This is a genomic window from Sphingobacterium sp. BS-2, assembly GCF_046161205.1.
In the GTDB taxonomy this organism is placed as follows: Bacteria; Bacteroidota; Bacteroidia; order Sphingobacteriales; family Sphingobacteriaceae; genus Sphingobacterium; species Sphingobacterium mizutaii.
On the sequence record NZ_JBIXGO010000008.1, the window covers coordinates 102,561 to 120,510 of the forward strand.

Below are 17,950 nucleotides of genomic sequence, written 5' to 3' on the forward strand. Positions count from 1 at the left end.
TAAAATGGAAGAACAACGAAAATCGGCTGAACACTTTCTGGAACTGATCAAACAGTCCAGGAGGGGCAAGTTTAAGATCTATTTAGGGATGTGTGCTGGGGTAGGAAAGACCTATAGGATGCTGCAGGAATCTCATAACCTTTTGCGAAATGGTATCGATGTACAGATAGCATATATTGAAACCCACAATAGAGAAGAGACCGTTGCGCAGCTGGCCGGTTTACCGTTGCTTCCAAGAAAGAAAATCTATTATAAAGGCAATGAATTAGAAGACCTTGACGTAGACTTGGTCTTGCAGAAGCATCCCGAAGTTGTAGTTGTGGATGAATTGGCGCATACCAACGTGCCAGGCAGTAAAAATGAAAAGCGTTGGCAGGATGTAATGGAGCTGTTGGATGCAGGCATAAATGTGATTTCTGCTGTCAATATCCAACATCTCGAAGGCTTACAGGCAGAGGTCGGCGACCTATTGTCTGTTCCGGTCTATGAACGTATCCCTGATCGGGTGATTCAGTCAGCCGATGAGATTGTTTTTGTAGATATTTCTGTAGAAGACCTGATTGGCCGATTAAAGGAAGGCAAGATCTACAAAAAAGAGAAGATTGAAACAGCATTGAACAATTTCTTTCAATCTGAACAGTTACTCTTGTTAAGGGAGCTTGCCCTAAAGGAAGTAGCTGCCCATGCCATCAAAAAACACGAACGCGAGAAAAAACCTGATTCAAAGCGTAAAGCAGAACGGTTTATGGTCTGTATAGGAACTGATGAAAAGAAAGCCAAGAACCTGATTCGAAGGACTGCAAGGCTTGCCAGCTATTATCAAGCCGATTGGTTTGTCTTGTATATACAGACTCCAAAAGAAAGTACCGATAAAATTGCGCTGGATAAGCAGCGTTATCTCATTAATAATTTTAAATTGGCGACCGAATTAGGTGGACAGGTAATCCAAGTCCAGGGAAAGGACGTCCCTGAAAGCATCGTCGATCAAGTCCTTCGGATGGATATCACGACCCTTTGCGTAGGTTGGCCTTATTGGCCGTTCCTAAGGATCTTATGGTCGATGGGTATCTTTAGAAGACTATTAAAAAAATTAGAAAAGATTCAAGTTGACATCATTATTCTATCATGAAAATTAAAGCTAAACTCTATTTAGGTATCGGATTATTGTTTTTAATGATCCTGATCCTTGCTGCGGTGAGCACTATATTTGTCAGCTCTTTGAAGAAAGACACTGAAAACGTTCTATCTGCAAACTATAATTCTGTGGAATATGCACGGAATATGCTCAAGGCATCCGATGAGATCCATTTGAATAAGGAAGCCATTGCTCAACTAGAAAGCAATTTTGCTAGGCAACGCCAGAATGTAACTGAACAGGGAGAAAAAAATATCACCGATCGTCTTTCTGAGCAACTGATCCGCTTAAAGGAAAACCCAGAAGACCCTCAGGTAGGGAAGGAGTTCCGGGCAGATCTGGTAAAACTGATGACCGTTAATATGGATGCCATCGTTATGAAAAGCGATCATGCCAAAGAAATGGCCAGCAATGCATTCGTGTTTATCTCTGTTGTTGGGGCACTCTGCTTCTTGATCGGGTTTGTATTATTTATCAACCTCCCGAGCAATATCGCCAATCCTATTAAAAAACTGACGGAAAGCATCAGTGAAATTGCCCGTCAAAACTATAACCAACGTGTTTACTTCGAAGGGGATAGTGAGTTTATGGAACTGGCGAGTTCTTTCAACAGTATGGCAGAAAGGCTGCAGGAATATTCCAATAGCAAGCTGGACCAGATCCTTGAAGAGAAGAAGCGGGTTGAGACCCTGGTCAATAGCATGCATGATCCAGTTATTGGATTGGATGAAAATAGAAAGATCATCTTGATCAATGATGAATGCCTTCAGGTCTCCGGGTTAAAACGCACAGATTTATTAAACAGTAATATCGATAATCTGGTGCACCATAATGATCTGGTCCGCAATCTGATCGATGTAAACAATAGAGAGTCGACACTCAAGATCTTTACCGATAATAAGGAGAGCTATTTTGAAAAGGAAGTCATTCCTATGGAAATAATCCCTACAGGAGAGCTAAAGAGCCAAAAGATAGGGGAGTTGATCGTTTTGAAGAATATCACTGCCTTCAAGGAAATGGATGTGGCAAAGACCAATTTCATTGCTACGGTTTCCCATGAGTTGAGAACGCCAATTGCATCCATACAATTAAGCTCGGAGTTGCTTAAACATCCTCGTACGGGTTCACTGACGGATGAGCAGAAGAAGCTATTGGAAGGTATAGAAGAGGATAGCCTAAGGTTATTACGCATTACCAGCGAGTTATTGAATGTATCTCAGGTAGAGACTGGAAATATCAAACTGTATTCGCAGATCTCCGATCCTTTGCCAATTATTCAATATGCGTTAAATGCTACTAGGATGCAAGCTGAACAAAAGCATATTGAAATCACTACAGAAATTGAAGATAATATCTCCAAAATATACGTCGATGAAGAAAAGACGGCTTGGGTATTGACCAACTTTATTACCAATGCCATCAGATATTCACCGGTAAACAGCAAGATTGTCGTTTCGCTGAAAAAGGACCACAAGCATCTGTTATTTGCTGTCAAAGACCATGGAAAAGGTATCGATTCAGCTTATCGGTCGAAGGTATTCGACCGATATTTCCAAATTCCAGGCAGCGTAAGGATGGGGACAGGACTTGGGTTATCCATCTCCAAAGACTTCATTGAAAATCAGGGCGGCAAAATTGGTGTCGAAAGCGAACTGGGTGTAGGAAGTACCTTTTATTTCAGGCTTCCGATGATCAATGCTTAATCAATCAAGTACGTTTCAAAATGTGTAACATATTCTTCGAATTCTAGCAGGTATTTCTTGTCTTCCTTGTAATACCTTGCTTTTTCGAAGGTCTCACCGGCAAATTCCTGTATGCTATTCACCGAATCCCACTCGGTAATGGCCATAAAGTGGCATATATCATGATCAATCCTCCGCAACACCTTGGTGGAGAGATTTCCCTTTATACTTCGGTAATCTTTTATTCCAGTGTCAAATAGGTAATTTAGGTATGCATCGGCATCCTCTTTTTTGGTTATCCCATGCCAAATCCTAGTGATGATCTTCATGTTTGCCTCCTTTCCTTAGTTTGATACTCCTAATTTACTTAATTCCTTCTTCATAAATCGCAGAGCTACTATAATAATATACCTCTGTCGTAGCAGAAATGTTTAGTTAGAACGATTTTAAAAAGGATAAGAGTAGTATTATCTAGGCAAACATCCATTTATCGAATGTAATTCTTGTCGTGTCATTAAATATTAGCACTGTCACTATTATTTGAATAATGGATTTATTCAATAAATATTATGCATGTATAATAATTTTTAGTTATTGTTAATAGGGTGTTTGTTTGATATTTATATTTTAAGTTAAAATCATTTTTAACCTTTCTTTTTACGCTAATATTATTAAAAATAAACTTATTATTTATTTTAAGTTTATTGTAACAATCTGGATGTAAGGTAATTACTACATAACCGAATTAATTGAATCTAATGCATGAATACCCTAATATGTTGGCATATTTTTGTGCCAATAAATAATAAAAATTTATTACTTATTAAAGTTTGAATCAATAATTAATTAACAAAGGCTTGGGAAAAGTCAAATGATGACTGAAGTGTTTGAGCGGGTATTGTTGGGCAAATTGGGGAATACAACATCAACATTATCAAATTGTCAAGGACTCTTCAAATCTAACCATGAAAGTGGATGGAAACAAAAAAAACAACTATGAAAAAGAAAGTATTGGGTGCGTATGTGTCACCAAAAATTGTGCTTTTAAAAATTGAACTCGAGCAAGGGATCCTTGCGTCCTCTGCGACATTTACACCGGGCAATGGAACCAATGGGAACTACACTCCGGAAATAGACAATTGGATGGATTCCAAGGAAACTCATGAAATTGATTTATAGAATTAAGGGCAAATAAGAAAATGAAATCATATCTAAAAATATCAAATACAAGTCTTGTTAGATTTTGTGTTTTAGGGGTTGTCACCTTGGGATTAATGACAAGTTGTGATAAGAACGCAGACTCCGGCAATGCTGGTTCTGGCGCTTCTGCTTCACTTAGTATTAAAGTTGAAGGAATTGAAAACGAAGTCGATATTGCTCCTAAAGCAATGAAAGCGTCTAATTCCAAAACCTCTACACAATTGGCTCCAGGTGTCTTAGAAGAAAAAGATGTTACTTACAAAGAATTTGATGCGGTAGTTAGGCTTCAGCAAGATCAAGTTGAAGGCGACAGAACCGTTTCGAACAGTCAAGTTGCAAAAAGTAACGGAAAATCTGCTACAAAAGCTATTGCTATGGATAGAGGGGTAAAATACAGATTGCTGCTTTATAAAGATGGAAAGTTTATAACCTCTTTACATGCAGAATCAGGTGTAGCGTCTCACGTTGAGGTAGTGAAAAATGAAGAATACCAATGGTATGCTTATTCCTACAATTCGACAGATAATATTCCAGATGTTGCCAATCCAGCAGCACCGGTTATTGAGTCAGTGGTAGATAAGCCTTTATTGTACGCTAGCGGAACGGTAACTGTTACTGGTGCGGGAACTGTTGATAAACCTTTGCTTGTTAGGTTTGCACACCGTACAGCTAGGATCGGTGCAGAACTGAGTGCTAGAGGAATGTTCGCAGGTCTTCAGACCATTACAGCAAAGTTTGCTAATACTGACTATATTAAAAAGGGAACCTTAAATGTATTTACTGGACAATATGAAAATACTTCAACAGTAGACGTAGGTAATCTTACTTTTACAAATTATAGTGTTGCTACCAAGGATACAATCAAGGTTGCATATTACTATACTGCAGCTCAAACACCAATAGTTCCTATGACTGTAAATGTTGAAACATTTACCGTTAAACTTGATAATAACAGTACCAGGACATTTTCAACTCCATTCCAATATGCTATGGATATGACGGCTGTTAACTGGGGTAATAGATTGACTAATTCAATGGATTTAATTGAGTCAGCCTTGTCACTAGTTGGCTTGCAATGGTCGAGAGCAAATCTATATTTCAGTACTGCAGATAAAGCATATCGTTTTAGACATATGATTGAGATTGATTCTTACCCAAGAGATGGAGAGGAGTTTTGGGAGTATAGGTCTTCTTTCCCGACATCGGCAGCAAATAAACAAGATCCTTGTACCCGGGTTTATCCTTTGAACAAGTGGAGAATGCCGACAAAGTCTGAAACAAAGATATTAACTGATCGAACTGCAGGTCGTAATTTGCAACCGGACTATGTTGAATATGATGCCGTCGGGGTAGCTGCACCTTACCAGGGTAATAAAGTAAGGATTCTAAAATTAGGTTATTTCATGACCGTGTTAGGTCCAATGGATTATAGAAATGACGGTTATTTTTGGACGCATGATCCAGCCATTTTGGGTGGTATCTTAGGAGGTGTTGAAAGTTATAGAGTAAGTGATAATAGGTCTGTTCCTATAATCGGTGATTACGTTTGGATGCACGGATTCCAGTCTACAATGGGTGGTCGCGAGAACATCCGCTGTGTAAGAAAATAATAAAGTTGATAATAGTTTGCTTAGGGCTGTCGGCATGGACAGCCCTTTGCTGTAGGCAATTATACATTCCGATTCTCCCCATTTTCCAAGTTAAATTTGCCTGTAGATAAACATTTACAAATTCATTTAAAGTCAATCTCAATTTATTGTTAAATAAAAATGTTATGAGTAAATTCATGTCATAAAACAACAAAAATGTTTCTTCTCAAACATCGTATTTGAAGATATTTTAAATATTCAATGAAAATATATAAAATCTAGGGGTTTTAAAATTAATTATTAGTGGAATTTAGCGATTCTGTGAAATTTGCACCTGTTAAAATAGCACGTATATTCGTACTGTTGTTCAGAGAAAAATTGAAAAAAATAGAATCACACTAACTATTGATTTTTCAACTATATAGATTAAGTGTTTAAACTTATTAGGTAGTTTAAACAAATTACATTCAGAAGCGATAGAAAAAAGAAGAGGCAGATTTTGTTAACTAATTGATAAGCTAATAGTAATAAAAATCTTCTTTTAATCATAAAACAACATTAATGAAAAAGTTAAGTAGTTTAGTTTTTGCAACATTGTTTGCAGTTACAGGTTTCGCGAAGGAACCAGTTAATAACAACCCTTGGAAGACGCAATTCATGGCGAAGAAAGCTTTCCAAGAAAATTCGGAATTGAATCATTGGTTTGTCGGAGCTAGTGTGGGTGGTCAAATATATTTTGGTGACCATGACAAACAATTAGATTTCGGAAAAAGAATCTCCCCTCAGTTTGAGGTATATGGAGGTAAATGGATTAACGAAAAATTTGCAGTTAGATTGGGCGTGAACGGATTGAATTACAAAGGTATCACCCAAACTAAAATGTACTCGACTGGTGAAGTTTTTAATGTTGCACAATCATTAGAGCATCAAAAATTCAACTTCATTAATGTACACGCAGATTTTATGTTCAACTGGACTAATGATGCATTGGGTTATGACCCAGGACGTTTGTACAATTTAATTCCTTATGTGGGAATCGGTTTTGGAGCCGTATTGTCAGATCCAGGATCATTGAAATTCAGTCCTAACTTAGGTGTCCTACAAACATTCCGTTTAACGGATAAGTTAGACTTCACCTTGGATGTTAGAGGTAACCTTTACGGTGATGAATTCGATGGTGAAGTGGGAGGAAGGAATTTTGAAGGGGCCGTATCTACTTCGGTAGGTGTGAAGTATACCCTTAATAGATAAGCTTAGATTCACTAACTATTAATAATTAGCCTTGATCTCGCCCGATTTCAAGGCTTCTCTTTTTTTAGGCCCTCAAATTACCCTTATCTTTCTTATTTTATTTCTAAAAACTTACCTTGGCACAGTATTTCTTGCTATTGGTTTATAATAAATTGAATATGAAAATAAATAATATATTGACCTTAGGATTTCTTGCAGGTCTTCTCCTGGTCACTGCCTGTAATCAAAAATCAAACTCCAACAATAACGATGCTGAAATCATAAATGATCTTCCTGCAAATGCAGCTTATGCTCCACCTAAAGCTCCTGATAACATCCAAGGAGAGGAAGCAAAAATCACCTATGTTTTCAATCACTTCTGGGATAATTTCAATTTTAGGGACACCAGCAAAGTCTTTGACCCCAATTATGGTGAGCAAGCTGTCGCTGATTATATTGGACATTTCCCCTTAGTGCAACCAGATACCTTGAAGGAAGGAATTGAAGCCTTGTTCAACGAAGCCAAGATTGAAAATTCCGTATTTGAATTCTTTAAGTTCCAATTCGACAACTATCTAGCTAATCCAAATTCGCCAATGCGCAATGATCTGTACTATGAAACATTTTTGGATTATTTGATTGGTTCCGGTAAGCTTTCTCCAGAAGAGAAAATTAAATATGAAACCTTATTACCATTGTTAAGGAAAAACAAACCAGGAACACTGGCCGCTGATTTTAATTTCTTAACGCCTGATGGTACCACATCTTCACTAAATGCAATCAAGGCGCCATTTACCATGCTGATCTTTTACGAACCGGGATGCAGTAATTGTGAAGAAACAATTGGTCAGATTAAATCGAATCCAGGTTTCAATGCCGTATTGGAAAAAGGAGCCTTAAAGATCCTAGCCTTATATCCTGATGGAAACAAAGAGATTTGGGAAAGCTACCAAAAAAACATTCCAAGTAATTGGATCAATGGATTGGATGAAAATCAAACCGTTGTGACCACAGGCTTGTATATGATCAAAGCAACTCCGACTATTTATTTAATGGATGAAAACAAAAAGGTCATCTTGAAAGATTCCAACTTGAACCAAGTGGTTCAATTCTTCCAAAATATATAGAACTGAAAAAATAAGCGTATTTATTAAATGGAAACAACTCAAATTGTTTCCATTTTTTTATTTATGGAAAATGCTTGTAGGGGAATACCTGGAAGGGGTGAAATCTTTGTCAGCAAAATTCTCTTCGTTACTTTTGGAGCCCAAAAGTAACCAAACCGACGAAGGAGCTCACGGATACCAAAAACAACTCGAGTCCGTAACGCTTCGGCCCATTTAAGGATTTCCGGTGTCATTGTTACTTTTGGAGCCCAAAAGTAACCAAAAACCTTCGGCCCATTTAAGGTGGCTTTTCGCACGATCATCCGCACATGAAATGAATGCCTTGTTGTCGGGAATATCTTTCAGAAGGTCATCCCTTTTGATGGGATGACCTTCTGAAAGCATTCCAAGGCCAATCCCATCGCACAGGGCATCGGCATTCTTTCCATTTCTCCGCCACTGGAAATGAGCCGGAGGCTAAAGGACTTCCTTCGGAAGGATAGATGTTTGTAGAAAACCCCTAGCGGGGGTGAAATCTTTTTCTGAAAATCCTTACTGAATTCATTTTCAATTCTGAACGATGAGTGAAGAATCTGTACGGAAATGTCCCACAATTTCCTGTCATTCTAAATCGAAGATTTAGAACCTGTTCGCCAATACAATAATGATAGCCTTAAATTTAGAATGTTCCCATTTCTCCAAGAACCTTTGTGTTTCACTTTGACACTTTGAAAGAAAGGGTGTTTTCCACCATACATCCCCAGCGGGGATGAATTATTTTAGCATGGATGGTAAACAATATAGGGCTAATGCAAAAACGATGTTCGATTAATCGAACATCGTTTTTGCGCGACTTCCAGGCTAACGTGCCATGCCTGCTAAAATAATGGAACCCCAAATGGGGTTCTATATTTATAAAACAAAAGAGCTAATAGATTTTCATTGCCAACATGCTGTAATCACCTTCCGATAAATTAAGCTCAAATTTTTCCTTCTCATGATGACAAATGCCGCAAAAATAACTTAATACTTCCCCAACAATACCTCAAATATTTCCAACAATCCTTCTTCAACTCCCATTGCTTTTAGGGCAATTCTGTACACTTATTTTTCTTGTATATATATTGTATATAAGGTAAAATACGCCTGTATACGCTTTGTCATTCAATTTTTTCTTGCTTTAAGCGCTATATACGGACCTTTATGCCATCAATAGGAGAATAGAAAAAATAATTTTAAAACTTATAGAATTAGCAAATGATGAAGAAACATTTAAGTTGGCTGGCGATTGTTTTATCGGTCTTGATCTTTTCAGCTTGTACAGGCCAAAAGGGAGATGTAACCAAAGATCCTAAATATGCGGATATTGCAAACAATATTTTCATTACCAAAGAACCCCTTTATTATTATCATTACACGCATTCCGATGGCGGAAAATCCGGATATTTCCTTTCTGCAGAAAGCAGCATGCCTAATGCTGAACTGAAATCCGAAATCCCTGTTGGGGGGCATGTCAAGATTTCAAAGGTCCTGGAGGTTCCGCAACAAGATGGCAATATACAGGTGATGATCCAAGGTGAGGTAATCAATGCCGGACAAGCAGGCTTAGAATATATGGCGATTTACGAGGATATCAAGCCTACGCTGAAAATGGATTAATTCAAAAGCAGATTTTTTATTGTCAATAATTCACATTCTATTGGCTCTTATGAACTAATAATGAGAGAAGAAGCGCGGTTCCCGCGCTTTTTTATTGAATTAAAGTAAGATGTTATAACAGGCCATTTATTTATTCAGATTTCTCCCATAATCTTTGGTATTCCGCTATTTATTGCCTTACATTTGTGCAGCTTACCCTCCCAATAAGATATTATTGTCTGGATATATGCTTTGATTTTTAATGATTTGCCTAACAGCAATTTAATTTATTTGTCAGTTTATGCCAAAACAATCTTTCTCCTACGATCAGTCGAAAACCTCTTACCCAATCCTACTTGCTATAGCACTTGCCCATCTTTCCAATGATATGATCCAAGCGATTATTCCCGCTTCATATCCACTGTTGAAAGAAAACTTTCATTTGAGCTTTGCACAGATTGGTGTGATTACTTTCTGTTTCCAGTTGTCATCTTCTCTCTTGCAGCCTATTGTTGGCGCCTATACCGATAAGCACCCCAAACCTTATTCCCAGTTAATCGGCATGATGTTCAGTATTATTGGAGTTATTGCATTGGCATATTCCAATAATTATTATTCCGTTCTGTTCTCGGTTACCATGGTGGGGATTGGTTCTTCGATATTCCATCCAGAATCTTCTCGGGTGGCTTTTCTTTCCTCCGGTGGAAAAAGGAGCCTTGCGCAATCTATATTTCAGATTGGTGGGAATACAGGTTCGGCCTTAGCGCCATTACTATTGGCACTCTTTGTTGTACCGCATGGTCAACGGTATATCTTATGGTTTTTACTGGTAGGAGTATTTGCTCAGATCGTACTTTCATATATCGCCGTGTGGTATAAGCAAGTACTGACTGCCGTAAAAGGACAAGCTAAAAAACTGGTCAAATTGCCAGATCTTTCGGATGCAACGATCAATTTCGCCATCTTTATCTTATTGCTATTGATCTTTTCAAAATATGTATACATTGCCAGTATTACCAGCTACCTGCAATTTTATCTGATGGAGAAATTTGCCATTAGCGATGTACAAGCTCAAGTCTACCTATTTTATTTCTTGATTGCCGTTGCCTTAGGGACTTTATTTGGAGGCTTTTTAGGTGATATTTTAGGAAGGAAATATATAATCTGGTTCTCTGTCTTAGGCTGTGCTCCATTTAGTCTGTTACTGCCCTTTGCCAGTCTCTTTTGGTCTGGAATATTGGTTTTTATCATCGGCTTGATCATGGCATCTGCATTCCCATCCATTTTGGTCTATGCTCAAGAGCTCTTACCAAGAAAATTAGGGATGGTCTCAGGTCTGTTCTATGGATTTGCATTTGGAATGGGGGGGATAGGTGCTGCTATCTTAGGTTATTGGGCCGATCATACCTCGCTGGAAAATATCTATTTGGTATGTTCCTATCTGCCACTGATTGGCATTGCGGCTTATTTCCTTCCGAATATGAAGAAAGTGAAGTTCAAGGAGTCAGTGAACTAATTGAGCGATCCACACGGTGGCACCGCCACATTCGGGATCCTCAATACTATGTTGGATAAGTTTAAAATGATGTGCTGCCAATAGCTCTTGATACTGTTCGGGAGATAAGGAAGCATGATATAAATCCTGTCCATAATTTTCACTCCAAGCTTCTGCAAGCTCGTTTCCAGAGGTAAACATCAATACTCCATTGGGTTTGAGTTGCTCTTGGAATATCTTGAACATTTTTTCTTGGTCATTGCCTTCTAAATGAAACAAACTATGCCATGCAATTATGGCATCAAACTTTTGTTCCAGCTTTAATTGTCGCATATCCATCAGAAAAAACTCATCCTCAGGAAAATTTCCTCTCGCTATCGACAGGATTTTCTCACTGGCATCCACGCCAACTACTTGATAACCTCTGTTTTTGAAGTATTCAAAGATGGGTTTGCCTGATCCACAGCCCAGATCAAGGATATTACCTTGCTTCGGAATCAAGGAGCAGATCAACTCCAGGTACTTTTCCTCCATGAGGTTTTGGCTTCTGTTTTCAAAGAAGCGCTCCCCAATGATATCATATACCTTAAAAACGTCTTTCCGCTCTCTTTCCGACATGCGATTCTAGTAAAAAGTCAAATTGATTTTCGTATAGCCTAATCCTTCCAATAATGGACGCAATACATGTGTGGCATTGTTTTTTGTCTGCTCCAAAATATCAGATTTCTTAACCTGATTGGTTATTTCTTCCTCGGCGGCCTTAAAGGCTTCATCTACTAAAGTTGCTTCCCTAAAAAATGCCATTTTGGTATCATATACCTTAGAGGATTTGTGGTCAATTTTTACATAACAGATCTCAGGCTTCGGTAAGCTAATGGTGACCGAGTCATCCATTACTTTTACATCCTCCGCTTTTAGTTTCCCCAAATCAATACAACCCACTGCATCGGCTTTAATAATCAACAGCACACTTGCGTCGGGAAGGTAAGCAGTCATATTCTTATGTTCCACCACATCGCTTAGGCGATATTTTACAAGTTCCAATTTCCCCATTGACTCGATTTTCTCAACCAAAATTTGATGGTTGGTCTCTTTAGTTGGGGCCGGTTTTATCCTTTCCCAAACAAACCAAGTGATTCCAATGATCAAACCTAGAACGATTAATACTTTCAATATCTTTGTCATAACCTGCTGTTCTCAAAATATAGACCATTCTACAAAATAAATGTCAAGAAACTGTAATGCTAACATTATGGCTTGATTAGTAACCATTTAATTACAATTCCCTAATCTAATTACCTAAAAACATGACAGAATGTTTGTCGATATTATATATTTCTATTAAACCGCTTTAGCATGGCTTCTTAGATTTTATTATTTTTATGTAACCCAATTTTTTTTCGATGAAAGGCAATAACCCATATTTTATTGGATCAACCATCAAGACCTTGCTATGGATTGGTTTTATCCTACAAGGATTGCTGTTTACCCATAGCCTTTCGGCGCAAACCATCTATAGTATGGACCAAGTCCCAAGTCCGAAAGCCAAAGGACAGGATTACTTTGTGAGTGATCCTGATGGAATCTTAGAGAGCCACACAGTCAATCTATTGGATAGCATCTCGATAGATATCGAAAAACAGACCGGTGCTGAGTATGCCATCGTGCTTGTAAATGATTATGTATCGGATGATGATTTCCAGTTTGCTCTGGACTTGTTCAATAAATGGGGAATAGGCAAGAAGGAAGCCAATAATGGACTCTTACTATTTATTGCTAAGGAAAAGCGCCAATACCGTTTTATTTCAGGTTACGGAATGGAAAGGATCTTTCCTGACGTATATCTAAAACGGGTAGGTGAAAAATATCTGGTCCCTAATTTTAAAGAAGGCAATTATGATCAAGGAGTATATCAAGCTAGTGAGTTTATTGCCCATATCTTGAAATCACCGAACTCATTGGAGGAATTAAAATCCATGATGCCCGAGGCTATTCCTTTCTTTAACCTACAGAATCCTTATTTCAAGAATAGCCTATTGGTGATAGGATTTTTTTTGATCCTTTACATCTATATACATATAATAGGTAAGCGATTAAAAACTGAAAAACAAAAGTTAAAACCCATTGCTCCATTTTTTTATGGTTTGGGTTGCATGGCTTTCTTAATGTTTCTATCTATTTTCATATTCGCCTTTATTTTCAAAAACTTTGAACAAGTCTATCAGGTTAAAAATACCCCTTATTTCTTGTTTGTTTTTGGAGGTTTGGTTCTTTGGATGAAGATTCACGATACCCAAGAAGCTATTAAAAAGAGCTATGTCGATGAGAAGGAAAAGGGAATCGCTCTAAAGAAATTTGCAGGATTGACTTTTATCCCTTCCATTCTGGCTCCATTGGCATTGTTCAATATGGGTGGAATCCTATTTCGATTAAATAAATACAAACATCGTTATGATCCACCAGACAATTCAGGGGATTGGGAAAGGATCATTAGGACATCCAAGAAGTCTGAAAACAGCCAATATTTGAATAAAGGTCAACTTAAAGAAGAGAAAATTGGTTCAAGGAGATATGAAATCTGGAAAAACAAGAAAACCCAAGAGCTGAATCTCATTCCTTGGGACATTAATAAGTCATTATTCGAATGTCCTGAATGCCATTTTTACACCTTGGAAAAAAATAAAGAAAAAGTACTAAAAAAGGCAACATATACCACAAGAGGAGAGGGTGAGAAAATGGATAAATGCGAAAACTGTGATTATATCCTAAAATTGGGCACTTTTGTTATTCCAATATTAGAGCGAAGTTCTGACGGAAGTAGTTCCTCAGGTGGAGGCGGAGGGAGCTCATCAGGTGGTGGTTCCTTTGGCGGTGGCTCATCTGGAGGAGGTGGTGCCGGCGGTCGCTGGTAGGCTTGTTCCTTCCTTGACGAATTTGCTGTTGTTATAGGGCTGATGGATAAAATAATAAAATAGACCGCCTAGAAAGTAGCAAACTACATCAAAGATATCAGCCGTATTGTAATCTGTAAACTTGGGACTGAGGAACTCGAAGAATATGGAGCACATGAAAGCCAGAGCCAATAGCTGAGCCATTGGAAATGAAAATCCCTTTTTCAGGTCTAATAGCAAAAACCCAAAGCAAAAGGCAAAATGAGCAATCAGGGGGATAAATACCAAGTCGGTTAGCCAGTTATTGACAAAAGGAATAGGATTTCCTGCTGTTCTGCTATACCTAACGATGATCCATGAAAGACAATAAGCAAGGAAATAAGGATCCAGGAAAAAGATTCTTAGTGTGCGAATGATACGGCTACCAACATCGCTAAAAGTCCACATGTCATTAAAATTAAAAACATCACCCAACCTAATTTTTTAACCCTTCTTTGTGATGGGCTGTCCGTTTCATCGTAAGGAAAGATCGTGTCCTTGATCTCATCCAAGTGCCTTGAAAAGAAATTTTTCTGCTTGTTCTTCATAAATCGATTCTCAGGCGCAAATTTAGCTATCAAAATCCATCTTTTGTAATATTTGACCTTTTATCCCTCAATTCATTAGGTCTTATCTAGATTTTATAAAACCATAAGTGATCCTGCCTGTTTTATTAATAGGTAATAAACAGTAATTCACATTTTTAATTAATAAAACCTATGGCATTAAAAGATATTATTCAGTCATTGACAGAAAAAAATGAATCTCCTAGCATCACTCTTTCCTTTAATACATATAGAACTTTTCCAGATAGCGAAAAGAATCCAATTATCCTCAAAAATCTGATTAAGGAAGCTGAAAATAGATTACTTGAAGAATATGGAAAAAGAGATATTCCAGAGATCTTAGAAAAATTGGAGGAATTGCCTGATAAGTTGGCTACCACCAAGTTAATGGATAGCTTACATGTATTTATTTCCAAAGATGTTGATGAACTAGTCGTATCACCTTGGCCGGTAGATAATGAGGCAGTTTTTATTGATGATACCTTTGCTGTAAAACCACTGATCAAGGCATTGAATAGAACCAAAGAATATATGATCTTGTCGATTGCCCAAGGTGGTGCACATTTGTTTGAAGCCTTAAACGATGGAATTGAAAAGGAAATCGTCAATGATGATTTTCCATTTGATGCTAATCCTTTGGAAGTAACGGGTTCCGATAACAACAAAGTGGAAAATCGATTAAAGGAGTATTTCAATCAAATTGATAAGGCGGTGGTTGAGGTTCATAATGCCAACGATTTGGATGTTGTCGTTATTTCAACTGAGCCAAACTACGCAATGCTTATGGAGGTTGCCGATATCCCTAAAATGTATATCGCTCATGATAATAAGAACTATGATGTCTCAGAACCTGATAAAATGGCAAAACAGGCTTTTGAAAGTATTAAAGACCTTCAAAAAGAAGAACGTGGCCTTGCAATTGGAGAATTGAAGCAAGCGGTTTCTTCCGGTCAGGTACTCACTGATCTTCAAGATATCTATCAAGCTGCAATAGATGGTCGAGGAGACCTGTTGATGGTACAACAAGACTATGAACAGCCTGTAAAAATGACATCAGACCGCAGCTTCGATTTAGTGGACGATGCAAAAGAAACAGGCGTAGTGGATGATATTGTATCCAGTATCGCTTGGAATGTGCTCTCAAAAGGAGGGAAGGCTTATTTTACAGGACAAGAAGAGCTCAGTGAATTAGGACAGATCGTATTGAAAGTACGATACTAGTGTTCTTGAATAATATTTAGCTGAAGGCTGTCTATTTGTTTAGGCAGCCTTATCTTTTTATAGGATTTTTCTGTTGATATCGAGTTTATGGCATTTGAAAATCAACAAAAATTTGGAATGTTGATTCGAGAATTGTTCGAGGCATGTTCGAGCCATATTGCGAAATTTCCGAATATCTCTGGAATGAGGTCCATTTTTGGTCCCAATATATTTTAGTTTAAGCTGATTAAAAATAAAAAAAACTGGTCGAAAGCAATTTCGACCAGTTCTATGAAATTCTATTTATGGGTATAATCGTTATTATTTAACGAGATCACTTTGGTAAAGCTTGCTATGGATTTCTTTCAACTCATTAGCAGGGATCTTCATGACCTTTCTGTCATAAGTCATCAAGCCATTGGTTTCTACCTCCACATCGGTTGTTTGTGTATACACTCCTGCTGATAAACCTTTAGGGATCAGTTTGCTTAAGTCAGATACGACTTCTTGGTATCTTTTCTTTAGTTCATCAGCATTTTTGAATGACTGATAGCCCCAATTGTCTTTCTGTTGCCAAGTATGGCCTTCTACTGGTAAGCCTAATCCTCCATATTCGCCTAATACCAATACATATTTATCACCAAACAGCTCGGCTCTCGGCATGGCTGCATCTGGATAATTATGGATATCAAAGATATGACCAGGGGCATCAAAATTACCTCCTGAAGCGCCATTCACTAATCGGGATGGGTCATTTTGGATGGTCCAATCCACAATCTCTTTGGATTTAAATTGACCCCAAGCCTCATTGAAAGGAACCCAAACTACGATGGATGGGAAGTTATGCAAATGGGACATGATGGCTTTCCATTCTTTTTTATAGATGGCTTCAGATTCAGGTGTACGATCTTTATCGTGTTTTCCAATTCTGATCTTTCCAGGGTTCATATCCCAGATATTGCCTCCTAGGTCTCCACTTGGCATATCTTGCCATACCAATACCCCAATGCTATCACAGTGCCTGTACCATCTCGCTGGTTCTACCTTAATATGTTTTCTGATCATGTTGAAGCCCATTTCCTTGGTTTTCTCCACATCAAAACGTAATGCTTCATCCGACGGGGCAGTATGCAAGCCATCTGGCCACCAACCTTGGTCTAATGGACCGTAATGGAAGACAAACTTATCATTCAGGTACATTCTTTGGATTCCATTAGCATCCTTCTTCACGCTGATCTTGCGCATGGCGAAGTATGAACTAGCTTCGTCAATCACCTTTCCATTTCTCAATACCTTCACCTTAAGGTCATAGAGTTTTGGAGAATCTGGAGACCATAATTGTGGGTTATTGATTTTTAACTGCGTTTCTTCACCAGCATTAGCTTTTGCTTCAGCAATTTTATTGCTGTTGTCATAAGCTTCAACTAGGATTTGGTCTCCAGCTTTTGCTGAAGACAGTTCAGCTGAGAATTTCAAGACTGAATTGTCTACATCTGGAGTTTGTTTAGTACTTACAATATGGGTTTCAGGAACGGATTCCAACCATACTGTTTGCCAAATTCCGGAAACAGGCGTGTACCAAATTCCATGTGGGTTATTGATCTGTTTTCCTCTAGGTTGAGGACCATCTGATGTTGGATCCCAAACGCGGATAGCGATATCTTGGGTCTTTCCTTTTTTGATAGCCTTGCTGATGTCAATGCTGAACGGGTCAAAACCACCTTGATGGTTTCCAACATGCTGCCCATTTACATAGATGTCACATTCCCAATCCACAGCACCAAAGTGTAGAAGGACCTGACCTTTGTTCAGTTTTTTATCGATAGTTATTTTATTGTTGTACCATAGGGCATCATCTTTAGTTACTGGTTTGGCAACACCCGAAAGAGCTGATTCTACAGCGAAAGGGACTAAGATATCACCATCCCAAGCGTTTGGGATATCCTTTTGGTCTTTATTGGTAATCTTATATTTCCATAAACCATTTAGGTTCTGCCAATTGTTCTTTCTTTCGAGTTGAGGCCTTGGATACTCTCGGTGTGCGTTTTGAGGAGTTACCTGTTCCGCCCATGGAGTAAGGATTTTATCGCGGACTGGTGCCCATTCTTGAGCATTTCCCTCCGAGAAAGAAGCGGCAATTAAGCATGCAATTGCAATTGTTTTCTTCATCATATTCTTG

The 17,950-nt window shown here is 38.2% G+C and carries 16 protein-coding genes; 10 read left to right on the forward strand and 6 right to left on the reverse strand.

All coding sequences use genetic code 11. The features are described 5' to 3' along the window. Positions 1–4: 4 nt before the first annotated feature. Entirely contained in the window at positions 5–1,129 is a 1,125-nt protein-coding gene (locus tag ACK2WI_RS02030; protein WP_312698063.1) for a sensor protein KdpD, read from the forward strand. Continuing rightward, positions 1,126–2,838 carry an ATP-binding protein gene (locus ACK2WI_RS02035; RefSeq protein ID WP_409149597.1) on the forward strand — a complete coding sequence of 571 codons (1,713 nt, stop codon included), beginning with the start codon at positions 1,126–1,128 and terminating at the stop codon, positions 2,836–2,838. Before ACK2WI_RS02030 ends, ACK2WI_RS02035 begins: the two co-directional genes overlap by 4 nt. Here ACK2WI_RS02035 and ACK2WI_RS02040 read toward each other — a convergent pair. Beyond that, positions 2,835–3,146 carry a hypothetical protein gene (locus ACK2WI_RS02040; protein WP_409149599.1) on the reverse strand — a complete coding sequence of 104 codons (312 nt, stop codon included), beginning with the start codon at positions 3,144–3,146 and terminating at the stop codon, positions 2,835–2,837. The genes ACK2WI_RS02035 and ACK2WI_RS02040 overlap by 4 nt on opposite strands. 667 nt (positions 3,147–3,813) lie before the next feature. Here ACK2WI_RS02040 and ACK2WI_RS02045 point away from each other — a divergent pair. From ACK2WI_RS02045 to ACK2WI_RS02060, 4 genes are all read left to right on the forward strand, one after another. Then, positions 3,814–3,996: a hypothetical protein gene (locus ACK2WI_RS02045; protein WP_139185432.1), complete on the forward strand. Its 183-nt coding sequence runs from the start codon at positions 3,814–3,816 to the stop codon at positions 3,994–3,996. A 95-nt stretch (positions 3,997–4,091) separates the two neighbouring features. Then, positions 4,092–5,627: a hypothetical protein gene (locus ACK2WI_RS02050; RefSeq protein WP_312698061.1), complete on the forward strand. Its 1,536-nt coding sequence runs from the start codon at positions 4,092–4,094 to the stop codon at positions 5,625–5,627. Between the two features lie 540 nt (positions 5,628–6,167). Next, positions 6,168–6,857 carry a hypothetical protein gene (locus ACK2WI_RS02055; protein ID WP_093096125.1) on the forward strand — a complete coding sequence of 230 codons (690 nt, stop codon included), beginning with the start codon at positions 6,168–6,170 and terminating at the stop codon, positions 6,855–6,857. Between the two features lie 158 nt (positions 6,858–7,015). Next, positions 7,016–7,963, forward strand: coding sequence for a DUF5106 domain-containing protein (locus ACK2WI_RS02060; RefSeq protein WP_312698060.1), 948 nt, complete (start codon positions 7,016–7,018; stop codon positions 7,961–7,963). 213 nt (positions 7,964–8,176) lie between these two features. Here ACK2WI_RS02060 and ACK2WI_RS02065 read toward each other — a convergent pair whose 3' ends face one another. Further along, a complete protein-coding gene (locus tag ACK2WI_RS02065; protein ID WP_409149602.1) occupies positions 8,177–8,347 on the reverse strand; it encodes a hypothetical protein in 171 nt (56 codons plus the stop codon). Between the two features lie 852 nt (positions 8,348–9,199). On the opposite strand from ACK2WI_RS02065, the gene ACK2WI_RS02070 reads away from it, so the two are divergent. After that, positions 9,200–9,601 carry a hypothetical protein gene (locus tag ACK2WI_RS02070; RefSeq protein WP_139185433.1) on the forward strand — a complete coding sequence of 134 codons (402 nt, stop codon included), beginning with the start codon at positions 9,200–9,202 and terminating at the stop codon, positions 9,599–9,601. 280 nt (positions 9,602–9,881) lie between these two features. Then, positions 9,882–11,096: an MFS transporter gene (locus ACK2WI_RS02075; protein WP_312698462.1), complete on the forward strand. Its 1,215-nt coding sequence runs from the start codon at positions 9,882–9,884 to the stop codon at positions 11,094–11,096. Here the strand turns inward: ACK2WI_RS02075 and ACK2WI_RS02080 are convergent. Both ACK2WI_RS02080 and ACK2WI_RS02085 read right to left on the reverse strand, forming a co-directional pair. Further along, a complete protein-coding gene (locus ACK2WI_RS02080; protein WP_312698461.1) occupies positions 11,085–11,693 on the reverse strand; it encodes a class I SAM-dependent methyltransferase in 609 nt (202 codons plus the stop codon). The two genes, ACK2WI_RS02075 and ACK2WI_RS02080, sit on opposite strands and share 12 nt — an antisense overlap. 6 nt (positions 11,694–11,699) lie before the next feature. After that, positions 11,700–12,260 (reverse strand): DUF4230 domain-containing protein, encoded by a 561-nt coding sequence (locus tag ACK2WI_RS02085; protein ID WP_312698460.1) that lies wholly within the window; start codon positions 12,258–12,260, stop codon positions 11,700–11,702. Between the two features lie 218 nt (positions 12,261–12,478). On the opposite strand from ACK2WI_RS02085, the gene ACK2WI_RS02090 reads away from it, so the two are divergent. Further along, positions 12,479–13,987: a TPM domain-containing protein gene (locus tag ACK2WI_RS02090; protein ID WP_312698459.1), complete on the forward strand. Its 1,509-nt coding sequence runs from the start codon at positions 12,479–12,481 to the stop codon at positions 13,985–13,987. On the opposite strand, the gene ACK2WI_RS02095 is transcribed toward ACK2WI_RS02090, so the two are convergent. After that, positions 13,952–14,413 (reverse strand): hypothetical protein, encoded by a 462-nt coding sequence (locus tag ACK2WI_RS02095; protein ID WP_312698458.1) that lies wholly within the window; start codon positions 14,411–14,413, stop codon positions 13,952–13,954. The two genes, ACK2WI_RS02090 and ACK2WI_RS02095, sit on opposite strands and share 36 nt — an antisense overlap. Before the next feature lie 311 nt (positions 14,414–14,724). On the opposite strand from ACK2WI_RS02095, the gene ACK2WI_RS02100 reads away from it, so the two are divergent. Beyond that, entirely contained in the window at positions 14,725–15,792 is a 1,068-nt protein-coding gene (locus tag ACK2WI_RS02100) for a hypothetical protein (protein WP_312698457.1), read from the forward strand. Positions 15,793–16,092: 300 nt separating this feature from the next. On the opposite strand, the gene ACK2WI_RS02105 is transcribed toward ACK2WI_RS02100, so the two are convergent. Further along, positions 16,093–17,943, reverse strand: a complete 1,851-nt coding sequence (locus ACK2WI_RS02105) for a glycoside hydrolase family 2 protein (RefSeq protein WP_409149606.1) — start codon at positions 17,941–17,943, stop codon at positions 16,093–16,095. Positions 17,944–17,950 lie beyond the last annotated feature (7 nt).

Excerpts from the sequence above, each read along its gene's own strand:
- ACK2WI_RS02030 (WP_312698063.1), top strand. The coding sequence starts at position 5 with ATGGAAGAACAACGAAAATCGGCTGAACACTTTCTGGAACTGATCAAA.
- ACK2WI_RS02035 (WP_409149597.1), top strand. The coding sequence starts at position 1,126 with ATGAAAATTAAAGCTAAACTCTATTTAGGTATCGGATTATTGTTTTTA.
- ACK2WI_RS02040 (WP_409149599.1), bottom strand. The coding sequence starts at position 3,146 with ATGAAGATCATCACTAGGATTTGGCATGGGATAACCAAAAAAGAGGAT.
- ACK2WI_RS02045 (WP_139185432.1), top strand. The coding sequence starts at position 3,814 with ATGAAAAAGAAAGTATTGGGTGCGTATGTGTCACCAAAAATTGTGCTT.
- ACK2WI_RS02050 (WP_312698061.1), top strand. The coding sequence starts at position 4,092 with ATGACAAGTTGTGATAAGAACGCAGACTCCGGCAATGCTGGTTCTGGC.
- ACK2WI_RS02055 (WP_093096125.1), top strand. The coding sequence starts at position 6,168 with ATGAAAAAGTTAAGTAGTTTAGTTTTTGCAACATTGTTTGCAGTTACA.
- ACK2WI_RS02060 (WP_312698060.1), top strand. The coding sequence starts at position 7,016 with ATGAAAATAAATAATATATTGACCTTAGGATTTCTTGCAGGTCTTCTC.
- ACK2WI_RS02065 (WP_409149602.1), bottom strand. The coding sequence starts at position 8,347 with ATGCTTTCAGAAGGTCATCCCATCAAAAGGGATGACCTTCTGAAAGAT.
- ACK2WI_RS02070 (WP_139185433.1), top strand. The coding sequence starts at position 9,200 with ATGATGAAGAAACATTTAAGTTGGCTGGCGATTGTTTTATCGGTCTTG.
- ACK2WI_RS02075 (WP_312698462.1), top strand. The coding sequence starts at position 9,882 with ATGCCAAAACAATCTTTCTCCTACGATCAGTCGAAAACCTCTTACCCA.
- ACK2WI_RS02080 (WP_312698461.1), bottom strand. The coding sequence starts at position 11,693 with ATGTCGGAAAGAGAGCGGAAAGACGTTTTTAAGGTATATGATATCATT.
- ACK2WI_RS02085 (WP_312698460.1), bottom strand. The coding sequence starts at position 12,260 with ATGACAAAGATATTGAAAGTATTAATCGTTCTAGGTTTGATCATTGGA.
- ACK2WI_RS02090 (WP_312698459.1), top strand. The coding sequence starts at position 12,479 with ATGAAAGGCAATAACCCATATTTTATTGGATCAACCATCAAGACCTTG.
- ACK2WI_RS02095 (WP_312698458.1), bottom strand. The coding sequence starts at position 14,413 with ATGTGGACTTTTAGCGATGTTGGTAGCCGTATCATTCGCACACTAAGA.
- ACK2WI_RS02100 (WP_312698457.1), top strand. The coding sequence starts at position 14,725 with ATGGCATTAAAAGATATTATTCAGTCATTGACAGAAAAAAATGAATCT.
- ACK2WI_RS02105 (WP_409149606.1), bottom strand. The coding sequence starts at position 17,943 with ATGATGAAGAAAACAATTGCAATTGCATGCTTAATTGCCGCTTCTTTC.